This is a genomic window from Bacillus sp. SD088 (assembly GCF_017355205.1).
GTDB lineage: Bacteria > Bacillota > Bacilli > Bacillales > Bacillaceae_C > Lederbergia.
In genome coordinates this window covers 121,220-144,631 of record NZ_JADIJK010000004.1, presented here as the reverse complement: position 1 = coordinate 144,631, position 23,412 = coordinate 121,220, and the positions used below count along the sequence as shown (strand labels likewise).

Here is a 23,412-nt window from a genome sequence, read left to right as displayed (position 1 = left end):
GTATAACAAACAAGGGGGAAAGAATCTTGAAAAGCAAGATATGGATCAATGGTTTGCTCGTTATCATTTTCTTAGCCGGTTGTGCTACAAAGGAGGAAGTAGATGGGCAAGCGAATGTTGAAAAAGATGAAAAGCAAACAGAAGCAAATAATGTAGAGAAGGAAGCTGACAGCGAGCTAACAGTCACAGATGATTTAGGAAATGAGGTGACCATAGAGAAAACGCCTGAAAGAATTGTGGTTTTGTCACCATCCCATTTAAATTTATTGTATGACCTAGGTGGCGAGGCTGTTGGAAGAACGACGCTTAGTCCGGATCGCATTCCTGAAGGGGCTGAAGATATAACAGATATTGGCCACCATACGAATGTGAATGTCGAAGAAGTTCTAGCTTTAGAGCCTGATTTAGTCATCGGAAACACTACTTTACATAAAAAATTAATTCCGATTTTAGAAGATAGTAATATTCCATTTATAAACCTAGATATGATATTACTAGAGGATGTTAAACGAAATGCGAAGCTTGTTGGAGAGGTTTTAGGCGATCATGAGCAAGCTGAAGAACAAATTGCGGAACTAGAACAAAAAATAACGGCGATTCAAGAAAAAATCAATCAATATCGTGGTAAAGAAGAACCAAAAAAGGTAGCGATTTTTAATATCACTCCTAGTAATGTCACAGTCAATAGAGAAAATACCATTCCTGGTGAAATTTCCCAAATGTTAGGATTAACCAATATTGCAGAAGGTGTGCCTGCGCTTGAGGAAAATCAGACGCAAACAGCATTTAGTTTGGAAAAGGTGGTTGAGGAGGATCCAGATATGATTTTCGTTGTCCATCATGGTGAAAAATCCAAGGCAGAAGAAAGAATGGACATTGATATGAAAAATAGTCCTGCATGGTCTACCTTAACCGCTGTTCAAAATGATCAAGTGCACTTCTTACCAGGCAATTTATTCTTATCAAACAGCGGATTAAACTATGATGAATCCATTCAATATTTAGCAAAGCTTGTATATCCTGAGGCTTTTGATGATGTTGAGTGATACAGCGATGAAAAAACCAGCTTTTAAGTTGGGAAATATTAGGGAACGCCGAACATGGCGTTTCTTCATTTTATTCATCTTCTTTATTCTTGCCTGTGTAAGTATCCTATTCAGCCTATCCAAAGGGGCTGTTGACATTTCTTGGTCTACGATTTGGACATCGCTGACTTCACTTCATATGGAATCCAAACAGCAAATATTATGGAATATACGTCTTCCTAGAGTGATTATTGGTGCATTGGTTGGGGTGAATTTGGCTTTAGCTGGAGCTGTTTTACAAGGGATTATGCGCAATCCTCTAGCTGATCCGGGTATTATTGGCATTAACTCTGGTGCAGGATTAGTGGGAGTCGTCATTTTACTTTTATTTCCACATTTAGAATTCATCGTTCCAATAGGGGCTTTTTTTGGTGCAATGGGCGCTGCGGTACTTATTTATGTTTTAGCCTGGAAAAGAGGCATTCAGCCGGTCAGAATTGTATTGGCTGGTGTAGCAGTTTCCGCATTTTTAGGATCTTGGATTTCTACACTGATGATCTTTTACAGTGATCGTGTTCAAGGAGCTCTTATGTTTATGGTGGGAGGATTGTCTGCAAGAAGCTGGAATCATGTCGAGATGATTTGGATTTACAGCTTACTAGGTCTACTTTTTACTATTTTCGGTACAAGATGGATGAATATATTGCTTTTGGGGGATGAAACAGCACGAGGATTAGGTCTTTCAGTAGAACGGACGAGAATCATCATGACGGCTGTGGCATCTCTGCTTGCAGCAAGTGCTGTCAGTGTTGTGGGCTTATTAGGCTTTGTTGGACTGATTGTTCCACATGCGGCTAGATTACTAATCGGAAATGATTATCGTCTACTTATCCCTGCTTCTTGTTTTCTAGGGATTGCGGTTGTAACTTTTAGTGATACGGTTGGACGGTTGATCTTGGCACCAGTTGAAATCCCAGTTGGCGTAATTATGGGGATTTTTGGGGCGCCATTCTTTCTTTATTTGTTAAGGAGGGAAACATAATGAGCATATTAGAAGCAAAAAAGATTGATTTACGTTATGAGGAGAAATTCATTGTTCAATCCCTTGACCTTTCAATTCAAAAAGGAAAGATTTATTCCCTGCTAGGACCAAATGGATCGGGAAAAAGCACAATTTTAAAGGCTTTATCAAGGAATTTAAAAATAGAACAAGGTGCAGTGTATTTGAATGGACGGATGATTTGTGAATTGAAGGCTAAAGAGGTCGCCCAAAAAATGGGGATTCTTTCTCAGTCACCATACACACCACCTCATTTAACGGTAAGAGACCTAGTGGAATATGGTCGTTTCCCGCATAAAAAATTTTGGGAGAGACTCTCAAAGGAAGATCTTGATATTGTGAATTGGGGGATTGAGCAGACAGGATTAACGACTTTTGCCAATCGAGTTGTTAATACACTATCAGGGGGAGAGCGGCAAAGAGCATGGATTGCGATGGCGCTTGTTCAAAAACCTTCCATTCTGCTTCTTGATGAACCAACCACCTTTTTAGATATTGCTCATCAATTGGAAATTATGGAACTTGTAACATCTATTAATAAAGAATTTGGCATCACTATAGTGATGGTGTTACATGATATGAATCATGCTTCTAAATATTCTGATGAACTGATTGTATTGAAAAACGGCAGGATTTTTGCACAAGACTCTCCTACTAAAGTATTGAATAAACATACGATTCGAGAGGTTTTCGGGGTGGAGGCAGATATATGGATCGATCCGCTCCACCAGAAACCCATTTGTATTGCACAAGCATTAGCGTAACATCTTAGATTAACGATAAAGACATCATCAATCTAATGGGAGATGAAAAAATTGAAGAGTGATAGAGTGTATTATCCTTTTACCGCGATTGTCGGGCAAGAAAATATGAAATTAGCGCTTTTATTAAATAATATTAATCCTGCTATTGGCGGTGTTTTAATTAAAGGGGAGAAGGGAACGGCGAAATCGACAGCTGTTCGCTCTTTAGCCGATTTATTCGGCCAGCTTAAGGTTGTTGAATTACCATTAAACGCTACAGAGGACCGAGTGATCGGCACATTAGATATAGAACAGGCGATAAAACATGGGGAGAAAAAATTCGAACCAGGTATTTTATATGAAGCACATAAGCAAATTTTATATATCGATGAAATTAATTTATTAGATGATCATATTGTGGATGTATTATTAGATGTTTCCGCAATGGGTGTCAATACAATCGAAAGGGAAGGGATATCGTACGCACATCCTGCACAGTTTATCTTAATTGGGACAATGAATCCTGAAGAAGGTGATCTCCGTCCACAGTTATTGGATCGCTTTGGATTATCTGTGGAGGTAACTGGTGAGCAGCAAATAGATAGGCGAGTACAGGTGCTTCAAAGAAGATTAGCCTTTGAAGAAAATCAAAAGGAGTTTCAAGAGAAATACTGTTATGAGCAAGAACGATTAGTCAAAAGGATTGAGCAGGCGAAAAATATTTTACCTGAGGTGAACGTGTCGGATGAAATCTATCAATTAATTGCTAGACTATCAATCCACCTAAAAGTAGATGGGCATCGATCAGATTTAACTGTTTTAAAAGCAGGAGTGGCTCTCGCGGCATTTGAAGGGAGAACAGCTGTCACGCCAAAGGATATTCAGACTGTCACTAAATTTGTCTATCCTCACCGACTGAAAACCACACCATTTCAGGACGAAGGAGCTGATCTGTCACAGCTAGATACATTCTTTAATGAGCTTGAGATTGTTTAAAGGGGAGGAGACAGCGGTGGATTTTCTTCATACATACCCATTTACAGCGATCGTCGGTCAGGGTCCTGTCAAGCAAGCTATCCTACTAAACTTAGTGAATCCAAAAATCGGTGGCATTCTGTTAACCGGGGAGAAAGGCACAGCAAAAACGACGATGGTACGGAGTATTTCCCAACTAAAATTGGGAAAACAAGTTATTGAACTACCACTTAGTGTGACGGAGGATCAATTAGTTGGTGAAATTGATCTTGAGAAAACCATACAAACTGGCAAGAAACAATTTAAACCAGGAATTCTTCAACGCGCCCATCAACATATTTTATATATTGACGAGGTGAATCTATTACCCTTGCATCTGACGAAAATGATCATTGATTCTCATTCATCAGGCACGACTGTGGTAGAAAGAGAAGGGATATCGACCTCTTATGCCTCTCAAACTATTTTAATCGGATCTATGAATCCTGAAGAGGGTGAATTAACCCCACAAATTCTCGATCGCTTTGGATTATACGTAAATGTAAAAAGCGAACAAGATATCGATACGAGAATGAATATTATCAAGAGCAGGGTAGCCTTTGAAGAAGATCAGGTATCCTTTATCCAAAAGCATCAAGAGGAGGCAGAAACGTTAAAAAGCTGGGTTCGAGAGAGTCAGACCCGTTGTGCTTCTATTATCGTAAATGCAGCAATGATCAGGAATGTAGCAATGATTGCTCAAGAAGCTAATTGTGAAGGACATCGAGCTGAGTATATTTTGCTTGAAACAGCGAAAGCAATCGCCGCTTTGGATGGAAGAGAAACAATCATTGCGGAGGACTTTCAAAAAGCAGCTGCCTATGTGCTTCCCCACCGTCAAAGAGAAAATCTAGCCTCTCCATCAAAGTCAAAACAGGAGCAACAACAGGAGAATATTCAAGAAGAAAAAACAAAAAATAATCATCAAGATAAACAAGAAACACACGAAAATACAAAGTCAGTAGAAAGCAATCCAACGTTAAAGGATCCCCATTCGCAGCAACCTAATTCTGATTATAATGAGGAAAAACCAACCAATGAATCTAGTTTAAATCAAGAAGAGTGGACAGCAGATATTGGAAATGAAATGGATATCAAGATTTTACAAGAACTCAAAGCATTTATCAGGGAGCAAAAACATGGAAAAGGTGGAAAACGCTCCGTTGTAAAGACTGAATGGAACAAAGGACGATATACCCGTGCCACTATTCCTCCTCACGGAAAAGTAACAGATTTAGCCTTAGCCCCAACCCTTCGAGCCGCCGCGCCTTATCAATCGAGCCGAAAGAGGAATGGGGGTTCACTTATAGCGATTGAACAACAAGACTTACGCCAAAAGGTAAGGGAAAAAGTGGTGGGCACGACCTTATTATTTTTAGTGGATGCAAGTGGATCTATGGGTGTAAGAAAACGCATAGAGGCAGTGAAGGGAGCGATCTTTTCTTTGCTACAGGATGCTTACCGAAAACGAGATGAGGTCGGAATGATATCCTTTCATCAGAAGCGCGCGGATGTTGTGTTAGAGGTTACCCGAAGTGTGGAAATGGCTTATCAACGATTAAAGGACCTACCAACAGGTGGAAAAACACCACTGGCATCAGCACTCGTAAAAGGCTATGAGAAATGGCTGCAGCTACGGAAAAAAGATACAGATGCCATCCCTTTTCTCATTCTCATTACAGATGGAAGAGCGAACCAATGCTATGAGGGCAAAGGTTCTCCATTAGAAGAAGCTTTTCAAATAGCAGAGATGATGAAAAATGAAGGTGTTTTGTCTTTAGTTATTGACACAGAGCAAAGTAAGGTCCCTTTAGGTCTAGCCAAAAAACTAGCCGATCACCTTGGCGGGATGTACACAAAATTAGATCAAATCACCTCATCGCAAATTTATGGAGCCATTAAAGAACATATTTGAAGTAAATAAAAATGCAAGTTGAAAAAGAGGATAAAAAAGGACCAGGTCGGCTAAATATGCTGGCGTGAATCGCAAACGTTCGACACTAGTATATTCTATACGACGAAAATTCTCGATGTCATTTTTTTCGGAGGCATACAGGTCGCTGGTTACAAAGGCGTGACGGTCGTGAATTTAGTTTTTGATCCTCACTTTTGAATATCCCTAAAAGGAGGGAAAGTTGTGAACATAACTATTGTCACCACATCGACAACAGCTATTAATGATCTTATTCATGCCTATGAAAGCAAATTATCGTCTGCTATAAAAATGATGGTAGATGTACAGCTTTTTGATATTGGCAGTGATAAGGAGGAGCAATTTGCTAGGAGAAAGTCGAGTGTCAGCAAATCTGACATTCTATTACTTGACTTACATGGCTCATCTCAACGATTAAACCAAATAATCATGGAGAGCATCCCGTCCACCCGCTCTTTTATTGTGCCAATCAATGGGTTTGGAGATGGGCTCCGCTCTTTTTTTAAGTTAGGAAGTCTTTCAGCAAAGGATTTTGATCAAGAACATCATGGTAGGCCATCCCAAATAAGAGAAGACAACCAATCAAGTGAAAAGCATACAGATTTACAAAACTATAGCAAAATTGTTACGTATTGGAGGCTGGCAGGAGTAGAAAATATGCACAACTTGCTTTGCTTTCTTTTGAAAGAATATGGTCAGTCGTTTGATCTGACATCCCAGGAGTTATTAAAAGTTCCTCAAGCTGATCCACCTGCGGGTATACAGGAGACAACCATATATGATCCGATCGTCGATTTGACTTTTTCCTCCTATGAAGAGTACGTACAACATACTGATTTTAATGATACAAGGCCGACGGTCGGTTTTCTATTTACAAACATTCATTATCCAGTTCGAACAAGTGAAGCCATTGCGGAGATCATGGCACAGGTAAAGGAATTTGCAAATATTCTTCCAGTCACCTATAAAAGGGGAAGCGAACAGGAAATAAAGAAGTTGCGACAATATTTTCTGGATGATCGGCAACCAAGAATCGATCTCATCTTAAACTTTGTCCCTTTTCGTTTAGGAGCTGGACCTGTCGGCGGAAATCCAGAATTAGGAAAACAATTACTAGAGGAATTAAGCGTGCCGGTTTTACATCCGTTTTTTATTACGAGAAGGATGAGGAAAGATTGGGAAGACTCCTCACAAGGAGTAACAGCTGCTGAATTTTCAGTTTCCGTTATGTTGCCGGAGTTGGATGGAAATATTGAAACATTTCCAGTCGGGGTTATGGATACAATCGAACAGAATCAGATGTTTGATGTCGACATTAAGCAATTAACATTGATTGAAGACCGCGGAGAAAAAGTAGTCTCTCGAGTAGCACAATGGCTTAAGTTGAGAAAGGAAGCAAACAAACAAAAGAAAGTTGCTATTATTGGTTATAATTATCCGCCAGGTGAAGCGAATATTTTTGGGGGGGCTTTCCTCGACACCTTTGCTTCTTTAGAGACAATCATAGAGCGTCTTCACAGAGAAGGCTATCATACACCACTGCTTACAAAAGCTGCACTACAAGAAAAGTTCATTGAGGGAAAAAGGATCAATTCACCCGAATGGGTAACAGATAATCAGCAAATTGATTTTATTCGCTATAAAGCGAATGAAGAGGTAGTGGAATGGGGACAAACCTCTGATACCATGATGACAGACGAGGGTGAATTTTACATTCCGGGGATTGTAGAGGGGAATCTATTTATTGGATTACAGCCCGCTCGCGATCTTCAGGGAGAAATAGAGAAGTCCTATCATGATAAAACTCTGCCACCCCACCAGCAGTATATCGCTTATTACCAATGGTTAAAAGAAGAATTTCAAGCAGATGTCATTATCCATGTAGGTACACATGGAACATTGGAATTTTTAGCCGGGAAAGAATGTGGGATGTCGAGTGGTTGTTATCCAGATCGATTAATCCAAGATTTACCTCATCTTTATCTTTACTATGCAGGAAATCCAGCCGAAGCAATGATTGCAAAACGCCGCTCACATGCAACATTAATTAGTTACCAGTCTCCTCCGTTCCAGGAAAGCGAATTGTATGGAGAATTCCTGCCGTTAGAGCTTTTGATCAATGAGTATCATGAAGTGGAAAGAACCAACCCTATACAAGCCAAGGAATTACAACATAAATTATTAAAAATGGCTAAAGAGCTGCAGTTTTCTGTTACAGAGGTAGAGGAACTAGAAATGGAACTATATCGAATCAAAACATCGCTTATTCCTATGGGACTTCATGTGTTTGGAACGGCCTATACAAATAAACAAGCAATGGAATATGTAAAAGCCGTGTTAAGGTTTGATCGTGGTAACTTAAAATCACTCCCAAGATTAGTCGCTGAATCTAAGCGGTTAAACTATGATCAAGTCATGGCAGATAAAAATCGCGATGAGAGAACAAAATTATATGAAGAAGCCGATCAGCTTATTGAAGCCTATTTGCTAGACCAATCACTTCTAAGTTCTTTTTCGGATGAATGGAGAGAAAAATTTTTTGAAAGCTTAGAGTTTGGGATGACGGCTTATACAGCCAGTCAACAAAATCAAAAATTAGATCATCTCATCAAAGCTTTAAACGGAGAATTTATTCCTGTTCGTCTAGCTGGGGATATGATTCGCGATCCAGCTGTTTTCCCAACAGGTTATAATCTATATCAATTTGATCCCAATCTTGTTCCAAGCGAGAGTGCGTATGAACGAGGAAAAATAGTGGCAGAAAAGACAATTGAGAAATATTTAGATAAAACGGGAAAATACCCGGATAAAATTGGGGTTGTCCTCTGGGGATTGGAAACCTCTCGTACCCAAGGAGAAACATTAGGACAAATTCTGCACTATCTTGGGATTAAAGTGACTTACCGACCAGGTATGCTAAAACAAACATATGAAATCATTTCGATCGAGGAATTAGGGCGTCCGAGAATAGATGTTGTGTTGAACATCAGTGGAATGTTTCGAGCAATGTTTGCGAATGTAATCGAAGATCTCAGTGACCTGTTTATGCGGATAAGTTCCCAGGATGAAACAGATGATGAAAATTTTATGAAAAGACATACAAAGCAAATTCTCGAACAATTACAGAGTGAAGGGATCGATCATAATTCAGCCATCGAGCTATCCTCTGCCCGCATGTTTGGTCCATCAGAAAATGAATATGGAACAAAAGTTACAAAGTTAATTGAAACAAAAAATTGGGAAGATGAAGCACAAATTGGTCAATCCTTTTTTGATAGCATGCAATATATCTATACGAAAAATTATTATGGTAAACCAATGAAAGAATTATTAACCACACATTTAGAAAAAGTAGAGCTCATTTCCCAAATACGGAGTACAGTTGAACATGAAGTTGTTGACTTAGATCATTTCTATGAATTTTTTGGTGGTCTTTCCAAATCTGTGGAAAATGTAAAAGGAAAAAAAGCGGACATTTATATCAGTGATACGACAACGAGTCAAATTGAAACAGAGGATGTTGAGCATGCGATCGCAAGAGGAATTCGAACACGAATTACGAATCCAAAATGGATTGAGGCGATGTTAGAGCATGACCATCACGGTGTACAAAAGATAAAAGATCGATTTGAGAATATCTTAGGACTGGCGGCTACAACGAATAAAGTAGAAGACTGGATCTTTCATCACCTTCATGCCACCTATATGGAGAATGAAGAACTCAAAACAAAATGCATAGAAAATAACCGTTGGGCCTTCCACCACATGGTGGAAACCTTACTAGAAAGCTCTCAAAGAGGGTATTGGGAGCCTACAGAACAAGAACTAAATACATTAAGAGATCTATATTTAGAATTGGAAGGAGATATGGAAGAAACAACGATATAGGATAAAGAGGCTGGGACATAACTAAATTGCTAACCTTCAAAGACGAACAATGTATTGCGGGGTATATGAACCTAGTAGTTCGGTTTTGGCTTGTTTGAAAACACTTTTGTCTCAGCCTCCACTTTTTTATTGGCAAAATGTCAACGGAAAAGTTGTGTATAGACAATGCGTAAAGTCGAAGAGACCTACTCTTCGGCTTTTTAATATTGGAAATATACTAGATTTAAGGTGCTTTTTTATAAAATGAAGAATAATAGAGCATTTGAAAGTCTATTAATTTCGTTGACAAATTGTCAACGAAAATGTATAGTTTATTGCAAATGAAAGCTGTGTTTTTAGTTGCGCCTGAAAGGAGATTAATATGAAAATAGAGAGCGGAGATCAACTCGGTTTTATTTTAAAGAATTTATTGGATAAACATTCCTTATCAATGAGAAAATTAAGTGAAAGAACAGATATTGATACAGCTACTATATCCCGTATTATAAGTGGAAAACGTAGACCAACACTTGAACATTTACATCTGTTTTCCCAACATTTGGATATTCCAATGAACGAACTTTTGGGGGCTGCTGGATATCCACTTGAACAAGAAGCGAATGATCAATCAGAACTGAATCAGTATGTCAAAGAGATTCAAAGCTTGCTCGATTCATCTGCTGCCAGTGGATTTTCTGTTGAGAACATTGACCGAAAATTAAAAGAGTATGCGAGTTATGCGCAAACAGAGGATGGAAAGGAAGCGATCTCTTCAGGGTTTGATGAGAAAATTAAGAAGGTTGATAGTGTAGGGCCATTTATTAACTTTCTAAAGGATTTTTTTAAGAAGTTTCAGCTGCAAAATGGTTCATCAAAAGAACTTATTTTGATAGGAAGTGCACTGTTGTATTTTATTATTCCTGTTGATGTGATTCCAGATTATATTTTTCCAATTGGTTTTATAGATGATGCCATAGCTGTGCAATTGATTACAAAAAGAATAGCAGAGAGATGAGGGAGAATAAACTTGAGAACTAAAAGACATAGATCATCATTAAAAAAAGTACTTATAGGATTCTTCCTCCTTATTAGTTTTTTAGTTGTTTTCCTTGTTATTTATAGTGTTAGCGAGTATCAAAAAGGGCTAGCAAGTAATGCTGATGAAAAGGAAACGAGCGACATAGAAGAAACAACACAAGAACCATTTGAAGGAGAAGAAGTCCAATTTGGGGAAGTAAAGATACTACTGATCGGGAGTGATGCAAGGAAAGGAGAACAAGGACGATCTGATACGTTGATGATTGCTTACTATAATCAAAATACCCACCGGATAAAACTTGCTTCTCTTATGCGAGATACGTATGTAGAGGTTCCAGGATATGGCATGCAAAAATTAAATGCAGCTTATTCTTTTGGAGGGCCCGAATTAGTTAGAAAAACGATCAAGCATAATTTTGATCTAGATATTAATTATTATGCCCTTGTTAATTTTACCGGATTTCCAAAATTAGTGGATTTAGTTGCTCCGAATGGCATAGAGGTTGAGGTAGAAAATGAAATGTCAACAGGTATTGGGATGACGTTACATCCTGGAAAGCAGACATTAAGCGGAGAGAAGCTATTGGGCTATGTTCGCTTTAGAAAAGATAATTTGAATGATTTTGGCCGTGTTGCAAGGCAACAGGAAGCACTAGAGAAGGTTTTAGCAGAAGCCGTTACCGTTCATAATATCGTTCAGCTTCCGAAAATATTAGGTACTGCTTCATCCTATATTGAGACCAATATTGATAATCGCATTTTACTTACAATGGGAAAAGACATCGTATCAAACAAGACAAATGAATTGGAGAAACTGCGCATCCCCATTCAAGATTCATTTACCGATCAAAATGTCGACGTAGGGGCTGTATTAAGCATTGATCTTGAAGAAAATAAACAAGCATTGAAAGAATTTTTCTCAGAAGAAAATATTGCGATAAAAGAATAGAGTAAAGTTAAGCTTAGTGATAACAAACAAAAGAACTTGATGGGGGCATTTCCTTTCAAGTTCTTTTGTTTTTCCTAGTGTAAAATATAAAACTATATGTAGTGATTTTTATCACTTATAAACACTATATATTGTGTTATTGTGAAATGGATTAGATTAGAAAGAGAGGTTCATTTGTATGAAATTAGTAATGTTTAAAACCGCGATATGCCCAAAATGTGCAGTTATTTCCAAGTTTTTACAGGACCAGGGCGTGACTTTTTCTGTGGTTGAGGCAGAAAAACAACAAAAGCTAGTTGAGAACTTTCAAATTATGTCAGTGCCTACAACTATATTGCTAGCTGATGACGAAACAGAAATAGCACGAACTACTGGAGTGAATCCTGTTGAACTAATGGAATTGGTACATCAATTGCAAGAAGGAGAGATGAGCAATGTTTGAGAATACAGAACAAATTATCCGGAAATTCACATCGACTGCTGATGATAAACAATCTGATTATCTAAAACATGAAAATAGCAACTATGTCTATTCACTACCATTATTACGCCATAATTTGAATAATCATGCTGAGGAGGAATTTTTGTTTAACCATGTGCTTCCTCCAGAAATTAAAAGATTGTATGACGAAGGGGTTATCTATGTTCACGATAAACAGCTGGCACCATACTGTGTGTCGATCAGCTGTCTCGATATTGCTTCAAAAGGGATTCCATCACTTGCTAAAAATATGATTTCATCAAAACCAACGACACGCCTATCCACTTTGATAAGACATTTTAGTAATGTGGTTACTCTAATTTCCCAGCAAGTTTCTGGTGCAGTCATGCTGGCACAGCTTTCTACCGTTGCTGCTTCCTATTTATACGATGAAGAACAGAGAGGCCAGTTTTATACGGACGATGCCCTGAAACAGTTATTCCAAAGTTTAATTTGGGAATTAAATATGCCGCTTCGTTCCGGGGCGCAAAGTAGCTTTTCAAATATTACACTAGAGTTCGGTAAGCCTTCCGAAGAAATCAAACAGGAGTATATCGTGATTGGAGGAGAGTTACGTTTCATCGAGTATCAAGATATCCCACATACTTATTTCGATCGCATCAATCAGGCAATTATTGATGTGATGAGCGAAGGAACAGGGAATGATGGGATTCCATTTACATTTCCACTTTTGACTGTACAAATTGACGATCAGTTTCATTATGAAAATCCGCTGTTTCTCGAACTTTTGGATAAAATGTATGATTGGGGCGGAGTATATTTTGAAAATTTTAAAACAAAGCCATTTGAAAATCCTTATTATCAGCAATTAAATCCATTTATTCAAGCGAAAGATCCGCAAGTTAGCCGTAGTTTATGCTGTCGTCTGCAAATTAATCTAGAAACTCTCGCAAAGGCTGGTGGAGGGGTGTTCGGCTCATCGTCTGGTTCTACCGGAGCTGTACAGGTATTAAATTTGAATATGAACCGTCTATTACTAGAATTCGGTTATGATATGGATTTATTGAAGGAAAAAATGCGGGGCTACTTGGAAATCATGCAACAAGCCCATATGGCAAAACGGAGCTGGATCGAAAATAATAAAGAACTCTATCCAACGTTTTTTGCCTACAATCATGATCTGAAAAATTACTTTAATGTGTTTGCAGTCACCGGCATGAATGAAGGGATCGTTAATTTAGGCTACCCTAATGGGATTAAAGATGAAAAAGGAAAGTTGATTGCACATGAATTGATGCAATATATGACCAATGTGATCAATGAGTTCATTGTTAGAGATAAGGTGGCTTGTGGTATTGAGTATGCACCAGCTGAAAATGCCGCCATAAAACTAGCCCGCCATGATCTTAAATGGGCAGGGGAGAATGGCCATGATATTTTTGTGCAAGGTGAGGGGGAGAACCCATACTTAACAAGTGGTTGCATGACACCTTTTTCTGAGGAGGATTTCTTGGAACAATTGGAGAATAGTGCCGAATTTCAAGGCTATGCCACCTCAGGAAGTGTACTCCATCATTTTCTAGAATCAAAAGTGTCTCCTGCAAGATTAGCTCGTTATATAGATAAGATTTTTGAAAAACCAATCAACTATATCACCTTAACGCCAACGATTACATCTTGTATGAGCTGTGGTCAAAAAATCATTGCGGAGGATGGGAAAAATATTGAGCAATGTCCAACTTGTGCCTCAACGGACATCGCTACCTTTAGTAGGGTGATTGGTTATCTGAAAATGATTTCCCGCCATACTATTCATGTTGATGAAAAAGGGTACTATGAGGGAAAATATAATTTTTGGTCAAAAGCGAGAAGACATGATTGGAATGGGCGCAAGCGACTCAAAGAAGATACGCTGAAGGGGGTCAGCCATCCGTAAAGGGCCCTTTACGGATAATACATGATGAAATTCTATCAGAACTTTATTCGGACCTTTACTGATGTGCCAAACCACACGACCTTACTGGTCCATTCTTTATCAGGGTGCCCATTACATTGCTTCGGATGTCATAATTATGATGAAATCATTGCTCAAACACCTGCAAAGTATAAAACGGCTGATGATTTGTTTCTATATTTGGAAAAAAGCGGATTTTTATTTGATGCCATTATGTTTAGCGGAGGAGAATTTTTAATTGATCCTTTTATTGACATACGAGCTGTCCTTCAAAGAACACGGGAGCTGTTTGCTGGCAAGATCATAGTTACAACCAGTGGATTGTACCATAGAAAAGTACAACAGCTATATAAAGAAAAGCTTGTGGATGGGATCCATATTGATATGAAATTACCCTATCATGTACTCGATCCCGAAGCAGATCAATCAATCTTTCAAGATATCATGGGTATAAAGCCATCCAGAAAGATGGTAGAAAATTTACTTGCAAGTATTGATCAGGTCATTACCCATAATTCGCCACTGGATCAAGTCCGCACAGTGAAATATCCGATCCTTGATGAAGGTTTTTTTGAAGAGATTCAACGTTATATTGATCAACGGAAAGCAGAACATCAGAGTGAAGTAGACTATTTTTTAAACGACTTCTTATACACTTAATTTTTTAAAAAAGCGCAGGAATTTTTAAATACAAAACTCTAGAAACGTTGGTGTAACGTTGTTTCTAGAGTTTTTAAATATAGTTCATCCATTGATTGTAGGAGTATGATCGTGGAATTTCAAAAAAATCGGCAGAAACCTAGGACAAACTCTCTTTTTTCGACATAAGATGTATTACATCTTTTATGAAGGGAGGGATAGGTAAATGAGCAAAGAACATGATAAACATGGTAACAATAATGATGTAGAAACTATATTCTATCCCACAAAAAATATTGTAAACACGACTACAAACAGAAAAACAATTAGACGTGTCCATCCAACCCACGTAAAAAATGTTAATAAGAACATCACCAGGATTGAAAACTTTTTCCCAGTAACAGAATCTGAAAAAGATGTGAATATTGTAGAGAATTACAATTGTGGAAGTGATTTAGATAATCCACGTTGTAAACCTGTTAATGATGACAGTAATTGTTAATGGGGTAAATTTGTAAAAAGCATCCTAACGGGTGCTTTTTCTTGGATATCGCTTGCGCTTTTGTTTATACTCTTTGTTTAATGAAGTTAATTTGTCCTCGATGATTAATCTCATCTTCAAAAACATGAAACCACTTAAAAAAACGGTTGATAGGAGTATCTTGATAATATTCGTCGATCGTATGTAACCATTCATCGTCAACTTTCTTGAAGTGGCGAAGGGTATTTGTTCTTACATCATCTAACTTATCAATATAGTACTTCAACGTATTCCCTCTAATCTTGTCTCTTCCTTCTTGACCTAGTCGAATTGCAGGCCCCCATTGATCCATTTCCTGATCAGTCATTTCCCTTTCTTCAAACGTGTTGACAAAATAGGCATATTCAATCGCAGCAATGTGGAGTAATAATGCCCCAATTGAATTGCTATTAGCATCAATCAATGTATCCAATTCTTTTTCAGTTAATCCCTCTACACTGTTAAGAGTTATATTACGAGTGTAATTCATCATACAAATCAAGTAACTAATTTGCTCTGTGTAACTATCATCAATTTTTGTAATAATCAATTCATCATCCTCCTTTTAATATTGAACCTCTTTATACCATTCGATACTCTGCTATTGATTTCCTTTTTTATTATTCAGATAATTACAGCTGTATAAATCTGCACATCAATTGAATAAAGTTCGATAATTTATAAAAAAGTTTGTTACAATTAAGTTGACGGGCTAGATCGAGACAGTTCAACAAATAGGCCTGCTCTATAATCTCGTTAGCTTTGGTTGTTTACTTGAAAATCATAAAGAGGAGTGAAACTGGATGGCTGATAATGATAAGCGTTTTGAAGAGATTTATACGCAAGGAAAACTAAAAGTGACTAAAGTTATTCGTGATAATGAAACTGGGGTCATGTATATGTTGCATCAGGAAGGGTATGGTGCAGGGCTGACTGTCATGCTTGATCAAGAAGGAAAGCCCTTAATAGACAAGGATTTTAAAAAGTAATAAATATAGTTAAATTTATGCGGTTTTGAGCAGGCCTGATCTTGAACCAGCCGCTTTTATGGAGGGTTGTTATTCAAATCAAAGCAAATTTTATAAACACTTTGATTATGTGGTTCTATTAACGGCAGAGCAGGATGCAATGATTAAAAGAATAGATGATAGGACTACTAATTATTATGGGAAAAGACCAAGGGAAAAAGAAGAGATAATAGATAGTCTTAGTCGTGTACTACCGTTATTAAAAGATAGTTCAGATGTAATTATTGATACAACAAATATGGACGTAGACGTAATTTGCGAAAAACTTAAAGATTTATTATAGATAATACTTATGGTGTATTCAGTTGTTAAAGCATACTGCTACACTAAGCGCCAGTTTAGGACATTTATGTTATTTATCAGCTGGAAAGGAGGCAGTATGATTGATGTAATTGCAGGTGTGGAATTTTCTGTATATAAGCACCCCTGTCATTTAGTTGACAGGACTTATTAAGTCAGCTATCCACGTATTATTTTTAGCTCCAACCTAGATCAAATCGATTATTTCTAATGCGTATCTTGCCCAAACAAAAAAGCCCCGAAACCTTGATTAACAAGGGTTCTAAGGCTTTTAATGTTACTCTTTGCAAAGTATAAAACTTAACGTGAGTAGAACTCAACGATAAAGGCTTCATTGATTTCAGCTGGAAGTTCAGAACGTTCAGGTAAACGAGTGAAACTTCCTTCAAGCTTGTCTGCATCAAAAGAAACATATTCAGGTACAAAATTTGTTGCTTCAATAGCTTCTTTGACAACAGTAAGATTACGAGATTTTTCACGTAGGCTGATTGTTTGCCCAGGTGCTACTTTGTAAGAAGGAATGTCGACACGACGTCCATCTACAAGGATATGACCATGGTTTACAAGTTGACGAGCCTGACGACGCGTACGAGCAAGGCCAAGACGATAAACAATATTATCAAGACGCTGTTCTAGAAGGATCATGAAGTTTTCACCATGTTTCCCTTTCATTTTAGCAGCTTTGATAAATGTGTTATGGAATTGACGCTCATTTACTCCGTACATATGGCGAAGTTTTTGCTTCTCTTGAAGCTGTAAGCCATATTCAGAAAGTTTTTTACGTTGGTTTGGACCATGTTGTCCAGGCGCATAAGGGCGCTTTTCGAGTTCTTTCCCAGTTCCGCTCAAGGAAATGCCAAGGCGACGGGAAATTTTCCAGCTTGGGCCGGTATAACGAGACATAGAAGTCTCCTCCTTAGGTTTTATTTTTGTAAAATAAAAACCGATGATACAGCAATAATGGGTATTTTATTTTCATGTACCTTCGCCCTAGCAGCAGCGGGTTACAAGATACACCTCATGAAGAGGAATAAAATACAAAAACATTACGTGTTCATTTAGGCTGCATTATTTTACACAACGACCATTATATAATTATATAGCGATGAAGTCAATAAGAGAAAGCTCAAAAAGTCCGGTAAAAATGCCACTACGAGATAAATGATCTTCGACTAAGTATCGACACGTCCTGTGTCGAACGTCGAAGTCACCACAACACGCGCAAGTTCGTTGGCTTACTTCTCCTCTCCTCGGAAAAGAAAACCACTTTTCCTTCGTGCGATGCGGATTCGGGGGAAGATTTCCTTATGCTTATGTATCTAAATGCATACATTCCACTGCTCGAAACGGCGCCGGCTCGAACTTTCGACGTACAAGATATACTAGTGTCGGTGTTGCTGACAGGACGTCAGCGCATTTAACCGACTTGGTCCTTTTTCGCCACCTTTTTGCATACTCACGTTATAAATAAATATTTTTATAATTACATAGGTAAAAAGTTCTATTTATGGTATAGTTATATATATAATTTTTTACAAAATACAAACTTAAGTGAGTACAAAAGCTTAACCCAGAGAAAAGTCTGCTGCGGGATTGCAAGGGGGCAGGTTCAAATGAGGCGTGAACAAAAAAATACCGAGTCTTTAGAGGAAATGATGTATAGAGAGTTATTCAGAGTAACAGATAAATGCCACTCATCAATGGATACGAACTTAGTGCTTGGTGAAATTATCGAAACATTGAAAAGGGTTTTTAATGAAAACGATTACTATCTCCTGCTTGCAAATGATGAAGAAGTGGATGAGGAGTTGCCGGTGAAAAGCCTTGGATTTGATTCTGCACATGATCGGGCGATAGCTGCTTATGTACATTCAACAATTGAAATCGAGACAATGGACTACCCATCCATTTATGCGCCACTGCAGGGAAAGCAAGGAGTGTATGGGGTTTTGCAAGTAACCTCTCAATTGCACTCTATATTTGAAGATATTGAAATAGATTTTATTCGCCTATTAGCGAATACCGCAGGGAATGCCATTGAAAATGCAAAGCTCTATCAACAATCGCAAAAGCTAATTGAAAATTTGCGTTTAATTGACGAAATTGTGCAAGCTTTAAATTCAATTTCAACATACAAAGAGGCCATTCGTTATTTGCATAGACAAATTACACAAATATTTCAAAGCTCTGAAGTAGGGTATGTAATTTTAAAGGATACAGGACCAATAGTTCTACAAGAAAGTTCTACATTCTTTAAAAGGAAGGCAGGAAAGCACATAGTCCATTTTATCTATGAACAGATTGGAAATGATGAAGAAAGCTTATTTATGGGAAAAACGGAAAATTTACCAAACATGCTTGAAAAAAGTGTAGGTTCTTTAATGGCTGCGTATTTTCATAGTCAGTCATGGAAGGGGTTTGTAATCCTGGTTGGAGAGGCACCTTATATGTTCACGTTTGACATGTTTCGCTTATTTCAAACGCTTGTACAACGCTCTTCTTTAAGCGTTATAAATATGTTTCTACGTGAACAGCTGGAAAAAATGGTGATTACGGATCAACTGACACAGCTATTTTCTCGAGGGTATTTAGATGAGCGGATAAAAGCCTCGATGCAACATGACCGAGAGGGAACATTTATTTTGATTGATTTAGATGACTTTAAACAGGTGAATGATACATATGGTCATCAAACAGGTGATAAAGTATTGATCCAAGTAGCAGAATTGATTCAATCAAGTCTTCGTGCATCAGATACAGCCGCTCGTTGGGGCGGCGAAGAGCTTGCTGTTTACCTTCCTGGTATTTCCTTGAAAAGTGGATTAATTGTTGCTGAACGATTGCGTAAGTATATTTCAGAAAAGACTAATCCTAGAGTAACCATATCCTGTGGGATTGCCTGTTGGGGAAAAACTCAAGCGGGTAATGTATCTGACTTGTTCAGTCGTGCCGATACAGCATTATATGAAGCGAAGAACTCTGGGAAAAATCAAATTAAAATTTCGTCTTAGGAAAAGAAGAGCCTGGACATAACTAAAATGCTATGAATTAAAGAAGAACAATATATCATAGCGAGGTATATTTCCGAAGCGAATTTTATGCATGATAGTAATTCGTTTTTTCTTTAATGAAAACACTTATGTCCCATTCTCTTCTTTTTTGACCTTATAGAAACCTCTCCAGCTCTCGAACGAACTCTTCCAAAATGGTTTGGTCGGTATGATCAAACCGCTTTTTTTCAGGACTATCAATGTCTAGTACACCAAATAATTCTCCATTTTTAAAAATGGGGATCACGATTTCTGATTGTGATGCTGCATCACAGGCGATATGTCCAGGGAAGGCATTGACATCCTCTACCACGATCGTTTTTTCTGTTGCGGCTGCCGTTCCACAGACTCCTTTCTTGAAAGGAATTCGAATACAGGCTGGTAATCCCTGAAATGGTCCTAAAACAAGTTCATTATTTTCCACTAAATAAAAACCAACCCAATTAATTCGTTCTAAAAATTGATTTAAGAGAGCAGAAGCATTACTCAAGTTTGCAATTGTGTTCGGCTCCCCCTCTAAAAGAGACTTAAGCTGTTTTATGAGAAGTTTAGATTGGTCTTTCGCGTTGCCATCATAGGCTTGTGCTTTAAACAAAATTCTTCCTCCTTTTCTCCCTTTCGACATACCCTAAAGAAACTGTCGATAAGTATTGAAAGGGATTCTTCTTTTCTTACCGAAATGGTTTGTATAGGATGTTCAAAATAAAAATGATACTGCGATTTTTCGACATACAGGATGTACTATTGTCAGGCGTTTGCAATTGACGTCAGCGTAATCGTCGACTTTTTTCTTTTTGAACACGTATTTGAATAAGTAGAATTTCGATCAGAGTCCTAAAATGCATATTATTTTCTCATATTCGCTTAAATTGTTCAAGAGATTGGGGGACGGATGAATGGCAAATCGGCAAGGAACAACAAAAGAGGCAATTGTAGAAGCTGCTATTGAATTATTTTACGCAAAAGGATATAAGGGGACGACGATCCGTGATATCGCTACTGAGGCGCAGATCAATGCTGCTAATATTTCCTATTATTTTAAGGGGAAACAGGGGCTATTAGAAGAATGTCTGATCCGATTTTTTGAGCCCTATTTAACCTGTTTGGAAGAAGAAACAGGAAAATTGGATAAAGATCAAGCAGATCATTGTCTAAAAAGAGCGATAAAACGAATTTTAGTTTTTCAAAGTGAACATAAGTTACTTGCGCGTTTTGTATGGAGGGAAATCAGTATTGATTCGCAAACGTCCCGTGAAATCATCTCCACTTATTTAATGAAAGAGCGCTTCTTTCTGAAGAATTTGATCCAGGCCACTTTGAAAGAGCAAAAAATGGCGTTTCCAATTAGTATGTTAATTATTCAATTAAAAGGAATTCTCATGATGCCTTATGTCAATAGTTTATATGTATCAGAAGTTTGGGGGATGGGCCCGCATGAACCCTATTTTATTGATAAATATTATGGAATGATTAGTAAATGGCTAGAATCGTGGTCAGGTCAACAAAACATTGTAAAGTCAATTGAATCAGCTGCTTCAAACGGTTTTTAAGGAAGGGCTGGAATTAGAGACTACATTGGACAAGTTTCTCCCAAGTTCTATTAGCTGTTGCGTTCATTTTATTAGCCGTTGGAAGCTGTCTATTAGCCATTGGGCGTGTTCTATTAGCCGTTGAAAGCACTCTACTCGCTGTTAAAGTCGTTCTATTAGCTGTTGCATTCATTTTATTAGCCGTTGGCCTTTTTCAACGGCGTTTTTGCCCCTATGATAGCCGGTTTGCTTAATTTGATGGTTTGTTTGCCTGCAAGGCGTGATAATCGTTGTCACGCCTTTAGCCTTTTGTGCTTTTGTCTTTTTTTCTCTTATTTATCTCCTTTTTCTACTACAAATTCATAACAATACCCGGATATCTTTGTCAGTATGACTTACATCCTATACGTCTAAATCCCCACTAATTAAAGTTTCACCGTATTTTCTCGTAAAAAAATGCTTTTAATAGTCAAAAATTGTCGTTGACATGGTATTATAGAGGAATATAACACAAAATTTAATTTCATTTACATATAAATGCATACAGGAATGACTGAGAAACAGGGGGCTTACAATGAATTACGGTGTGGAGATTTTAATATCTGCAATATTGATCATACTAGTTTTATTCGTAGTGGGATACATAATAAGGAAAAAATATTATAAAGAGGTTGATCAGCTAGATTCTCAAAAATTAGAATTGATGAACCGTCCTATTGCAGAAGAAATGGCGAAAGTGAAGCAATTGAACATGACGGGAGAAACGGAGGAAATGTTTGAACGGTGGCGAAGCGATTGGGATGACATTCTGACTGTGCGCCTACCTAAGGTTGATGAAATGATTTTTGCTTCCGAAGAATTTGCCGATAAATATCGATTTAAGCAGGCGAAAGAGAGTAATCGAAAGGTAAAAGAATTATTAGGCGTGATCGAAAAGGATATGGATGCCATTCTGAAGGAATTAAACGAGGTTGTGGGCAGTGAAGAGGAAAATAGAAAAGAAATGACTGATGTGTTCAAACAATATCAGGAAAATAAAAAATATCTTTTGGCCCATCGCCATTTGTTTGGCATAGCAGGTGAAAAATTAGAAGCCTTATTAAAATCAGTTGAGGAGAAGATCAATCATTATCAAGAATTAACAGATCAGGGCAATTATTTACAGGCTCGTGAGGTTGTTTTAGTTCTTACCTCAGAGATGGAGGAATTAGGGGCGAAAATGGAAAAAGTTCCTGATCTGCTCACTGAATGTCAGTCCATTCTTCCATCACAAGTCGATGATCTGAAAAGCGGCTATAAGGAAATGAGCCAGCAAGGCTTTATACTTGAACATCTGCAAATGGAGAAACAACTAGAAGAATTATCGAAGCAAATTGACCATTATTTGAAAGCTTTACAACAAGCGGAGGTACTGCCTGTTGAAGAAGGACTTCAAGAGGTGAAGGACAAAATAGAGACACTTTACGATTTGCTAGAAAAAGAAGTGTATGGGAAGCATTATATTTTACAAGAGGGAGAGAAAGTAGAAGATACCCTCGAACAATTGCTGGAAAAGAATAATGAAATGAACCACGAAACAAAGATTGTGCAAAATAGTTATCAGTTACAAGAGAAAGAACTTGAAATACCGAAGAAGGTAGACAAATCCTTTCATCAATTGGTGAAAAGATACGAGCTTTTACAGGCGAAATTAACTGATCAGCTGACCCCTTATTCACAATTGGAAGAAGAATTGAAGGACATTGATGAACAATTGAAACAGGTAAAACAAGAGCAAGAAAAATTTACAGAACGTCTTCATAATTTGCGCAAGGATGAATTAGACGCAAAAGAAAGTGCTCATGCATGTCAGAGAAGGATTAAAGAAATGATCCGGCTTGTTCATAATAGTCATATGCCTGGACTTCCGCCGGATTGCGAATCTCTATATGATCGTGCAGAAGAGCAAATTGGAAAGGTATATACAAGCTTAAATGAAAAACCTTTGAATATGAGTTTAGTTCAGAAATACCTTGATGAAGCAAAGGATACCGTTGATCATCTTTATGAGAAAACGGAAGAGCATATTGAAACGGCTATGCTTGCAGAACGCGTGATTCAATATGCAAACCGTTATCGTACACAAAGTTCCGAGTTAGCCGTCAATTTAGAAGAGGCAGAACAAGCCTTTCGAAGTTATGAATATACAGCTGCACTCGAACAAGCAGCAACTGCAGTAGAAAAAATCGAACCAGGTGCCCTAAAACGCATCGAGGAAATCTACGAGAGTCATGAATATTCTCGTTCCTAGCTAAAATTCGTTATCATGGGAAGAATCGAAT

At 37.9% G+C, this 23,412-nt stretch carries 20 protein-coding genes; 17 read left to right on the top strand and 3 right to left on the bottom strand.

Annotated elements, in window-relative coordinates; genetic code table 11:
* Nucleotides 1–26 precede the first annotated feature (26 nt).
* From IPU53_RS04875 to IPU53_RS04820, 12 genes are all read left to right on the top strand, one after another.
* The gene (locus IPU53_RS04875) at nucleotides 27–1,046 is read left to right on the top strand and encodes an ABC transporter substrate-binding protein (protein WP_207448455.1); all 1,020 of its coding nucleotides are present in this window, start codon (nucleotides 27–29) and stop codon (nucleotides 1,044–1,046) included.
* Entirely contained in the window at nucleotides 1,033–2,067 is a 1,035-nt protein-coding gene (locus IPU53_RS04870) for a FecCD family ABC transporter permease (protein WP_242698079.1), read from the top strand. The genes IPU53_RS04875 and IPU53_RS04870 overlap by 14 nt, the downstream gene beginning before the upstream one ends.
* A complete protein-coding gene (locus IPU53_RS04865; protein WP_207448453.1) occupies nucleotides 2,067–2,849 on the top strand; it encodes an ABC transporter ATP-binding protein in 783 nt (260 codons plus the stop codon). Before IPU53_RS04870 ends, IPU53_RS04865 begins: the two co-directional genes overlap by 1 nt.
* Nucleotides 2,850–2,900: 51 nt before the next feature.
* On the top strand, nucleotides 2,901–3,824 hold the full coding sequence (locus tag IPU53_RS04860; RefSeq protein WP_242698078.1) for an ATP-binding protein: 924 nt from the start codon (nucleotides 2,901–2,903) through the stop codon (nucleotides 3,822–3,824).
* Between the two features lie 16 nt (nucleotides 3,825–3,840).
* Entirely contained in the window at nucleotides 3,841–5,757 is a 1,917-nt protein-coding gene (locus tag IPU53_RS04855; protein ID WP_207448449.1) for an AAA family ATPase, read from the top strand.
* Nucleotides 5,758–5,979: 222 nt separating this feature from the next.
* Nucleotides 5,980–9,663: a cobaltochelatase subunit CobN gene (locus IPU53_RS04850; protein WP_207448447.1), complete on the top strand. Its 3,684-nt coding sequence runs from the start codon at nucleotides 5,980–5,982 to the stop codon at nucleotides 9,661–9,663.
* A gap of 361 nt (nucleotides 9,664–10,024) precedes the next feature.
* The gene (locus IPU53_RS04845; RefSeq protein ID WP_207448445.1) at nucleotides 10,025–10,657 is read left to right on the top strand and encodes a DUF1232 domain-containing protein; all 633 of its coding nucleotides are present in this window, start codon (nucleotides 10,025–10,027) and stop codon (nucleotides 10,655–10,657) included.
* 12 nt (nucleotides 10,658–10,669) lie between these two features.
* The gene (locus IPU53_RS04840) at nucleotides 10,670–11,629 is read left to right on the top strand and encodes an LCP family protein (RefSeq protein ID WP_207448443.1); all 960 of its coding nucleotides are present in this window, start codon (nucleotides 10,670–10,672) and stop codon (nucleotides 11,627–11,629) included.
* Nucleotides 11,630–11,807: 178 nt separating this feature from the next.
* Nucleotides 11,808–12,071, top strand: a complete 264-nt coding sequence (locus IPU53_RS04835) for a thioredoxin family protein (RefSeq protein WP_207448441.1) — start codon at nucleotides 11,808–11,810, stop codon at nucleotides 12,069–12,071.
* Nucleotides 12,064–14,007 (top strand): anaerobic ribonucleoside-triphosphate reductase, encoded by a 1,944-nt coding sequence (gene nrdD, locus IPU53_RS04830; RefSeq protein ID WP_207448433.1) that lies wholly within the window; start codon nucleotides 12,064–12,066, stop codon nucleotides 14,005–14,007. The genes IPU53_RS04835 and nrdD overlap by 8 nt, the downstream gene beginning before the upstream one ends.
* Nucleotides 14,008–14,028: 21 nt before the next feature.
* Nucleotides 14,029–14,685 (top strand): 4Fe-4S cluster-binding domain-containing protein, encoded by a 657-nt coding sequence (locus IPU53_RS04825; protein ID WP_242698076.1) that lies wholly within the window; start codon nucleotides 14,029–14,031, stop codon nucleotides 14,683–14,685.
* Between the two features lie 205 nt (nucleotides 14,686–14,890).
* Complete coding sequence (locus IPU53_RS04820; RefSeq protein ID WP_207448431.1) at nucleotides 14,891–15,166, top strand: CotD family spore coat protein; 276 nt, start codon at nucleotides 14,891–14,893, stop codon at nucleotides 15,164–15,166.
* Nucleotides 15,167–15,230: 64 nt separating this feature from the next.
* On the opposite strand, the gene IPU53_RS04815 is transcribed toward IPU53_RS04820, so the two are convergent.
* Nucleotides 15,231–15,677 (bottom strand): DinB family protein, encoded by a 447-nt coding sequence (locus IPU53_RS04815; RefSeq protein WP_207448702.1) that lies wholly within the window; start codon nucleotides 15,675–15,677, stop codon nucleotides 15,231–15,233.
* 310 nt (nucleotides 15,678–15,987) lie between these two features.
* On the opposite strand from IPU53_RS04815, the gene IPU53_RS04810 reads away from it, so the two are divergent.
* Nucleotides 15,988–16,173 (top strand): DUF6440 family protein, encoded by a 186-nt coding sequence (locus tag IPU53_RS04810; RefSeq protein ID WP_207448429.1) that lies wholly within the window; start codon nucleotides 15,988–15,990, stop codon nucleotides 16,171–16,173.
* A gap of 58 nt (nucleotides 16,174–16,231) precedes the next feature.
* A complete protein-coding gene (locus IPU53_RS04805; RefSeq protein WP_278253236.1) occupies nucleotides 16,232–16,495 on the top strand; it encodes an RNase adapter RapZ in 264 nt (87 codons plus the stop codon).
* Between the two features lie 317 nt (nucleotides 16,496–16,812).
* Here IPU53_RS04805 and rpsD read toward each other — a convergent pair whose 3' ends face one another.
* Nucleotides 16,813–17,415, bottom strand: coding sequence for a 30S ribosomal protein S4 (gene rpsD / locus IPU53_RS04800; RefSeq protein ID WP_207448425.1), 603 nt, complete (start codon nucleotides 17,413–17,415; stop codon nucleotides 16,813–16,815).
* 710 nt (nucleotides 17,416–18,125) lie between these two features.
* Between rpsD and IPU53_RS04795 the strand changes: the two genes are divergently transcribed.
* Nucleotides 18,126–19,523: a sensor domain-containing diguanylate cyclase gene (locus IPU53_RS04795; protein ID WP_207448416.1), complete on the top strand. Its 1,398-nt coding sequence runs from the start codon at nucleotides 18,126–18,128 to the stop codon at nucleotides 19,521–19,523.
* A 154-nt stretch (nucleotides 19,524–19,677) separates the two neighbouring features.
* Here IPU53_RS04795 and IPU53_RS04790 read toward each other — a convergent pair whose 3' ends face one another.
* Entirely contained in the window at nucleotides 19,678–20,157 is a 480-nt protein-coding gene (locus IPU53_RS04790) for a GAF domain-containing protein (RefSeq protein ID WP_242698075.1), read from the bottom strand.
* A gap of 301 nt (nucleotides 20,158–20,458) precedes the next feature.
* On the opposite strand from IPU53_RS04790, the gene refZ reads away from it, so the two are divergent.
* A complete protein-coding gene (gene refZ / locus IPU53_RS04785) occupies nucleotides 20,459–21,112 on the top strand; it encodes a forespore capture DNA-binding protein RefZ (protein ID WP_207448412.1) in 654 nt (217 codons plus the stop codon).
* A gap of 553 nt (nucleotides 21,113–21,665) precedes the next feature.
* A complete protein-coding gene (ezrA, locus tag IPU53_RS04780; protein ID WP_207448401.1) occupies nucleotides 21,666–23,381 on the top strand; it encodes a septation ring formation regulator EzrA in 1,716 nt (571 codons plus the stop codon).
* The last annotated feature ends 31 nt before the right edge of the window (nucleotides 23,382–23,412 follow it).

Excerpts from the sequence above, each read along its gene's own strand:
- IPU53_RS04805 (WP_278253236.1), top strand. The coding sequence starts at position 16,232 with ATGGAGGGTTGTTATTCAAATCAAAGCAAATTTTATAAACACTTTGAT.
- ezrA (WP_207448401.1), top strand. The coding sequence starts at position 21,666 with ATGAATTACGGTGTGGAGATTTTAATATCTGCAATATTGATCATACTA.
- refZ (WP_207448412.1), top strand. The coding sequence starts at position 20,459 with ATGGCAAATCGGCAAGGAACAACAAAAGAGGCAATTGTAGAAGCTGCT.
- nrdD (WP_207448433.1), top strand. The coding sequence starts at position 12,064 with ATGTTTGAGAATACAGAACAAATTATCCGGAAATTCACATCGACTGCT.
- IPU53_RS04820 (WP_207448431.1), top strand. The coding sequence starts at position 14,891 with ATGAGCAAAGAACATGATAAACATGGTAACAATAATGATGTAGAAACT.
- IPU53_RS04825 (WP_242698076.1), top strand. The coding sequence starts at position 14,029 with ATGATGAAATTCTATCAGAACTTTATTCGGACCTTTACTGATGTGCCA.
- IPU53_RS04870 (WP_242698079.1), top strand. The coding sequence starts at position 1,033 with ATGATGTTGAGTGATACAGCGATGAAAAAACCAGCTTTTAAGTTGGGA.
- IPU53_RS04845 (WP_207448445.1), top strand. The coding sequence starts at position 10,025 with ATGAAAATAGAGAGCGGAGATCAACTCGGTTTTATTTTAAAGAATTTA.
- IPU53_RS04795 (WP_207448416.1), top strand. The coding sequence starts at position 18,126 with ATGAGGCGTGAACAAAAAAATACCGAGTCTTTAGAGGAAATGATGTAT.
- IPU53_RS04835 (WP_207448441.1), top strand. The coding sequence starts at position 11,808 with ATGAAATTAGTAATGTTTAAAACCGCGATATGCCCAAAATGTGCAGTT.
- IPU53_RS04865 (WP_207448453.1), top strand. The coding sequence starts at position 2,067 with ATGAGCATATTAGAAGCAAAAAAGATTGATTTACGTTATGAGGAGAAA.
- rpsD (WP_207448425.1), bottom strand. The coding sequence starts at position 17,415 with ATGTCTCGTTATACCGGCCCAAGCTGGAAAATTTCCCGTCGCCTTGGC.
- IPU53_RS04810 (WP_207448429.1), top strand. The coding sequence starts at position 15,988 with ATGGCTGATAATGATAAGCGTTTTGAAGAGATTTATACGCAAGGAAAA.
- IPU53_RS04815 (WP_207448702.1), bottom strand. The coding sequence starts at position 15,677 with ATGATGAATTACACTCGTAATATAACTCTTAACAGTGTAGAGGGATTA.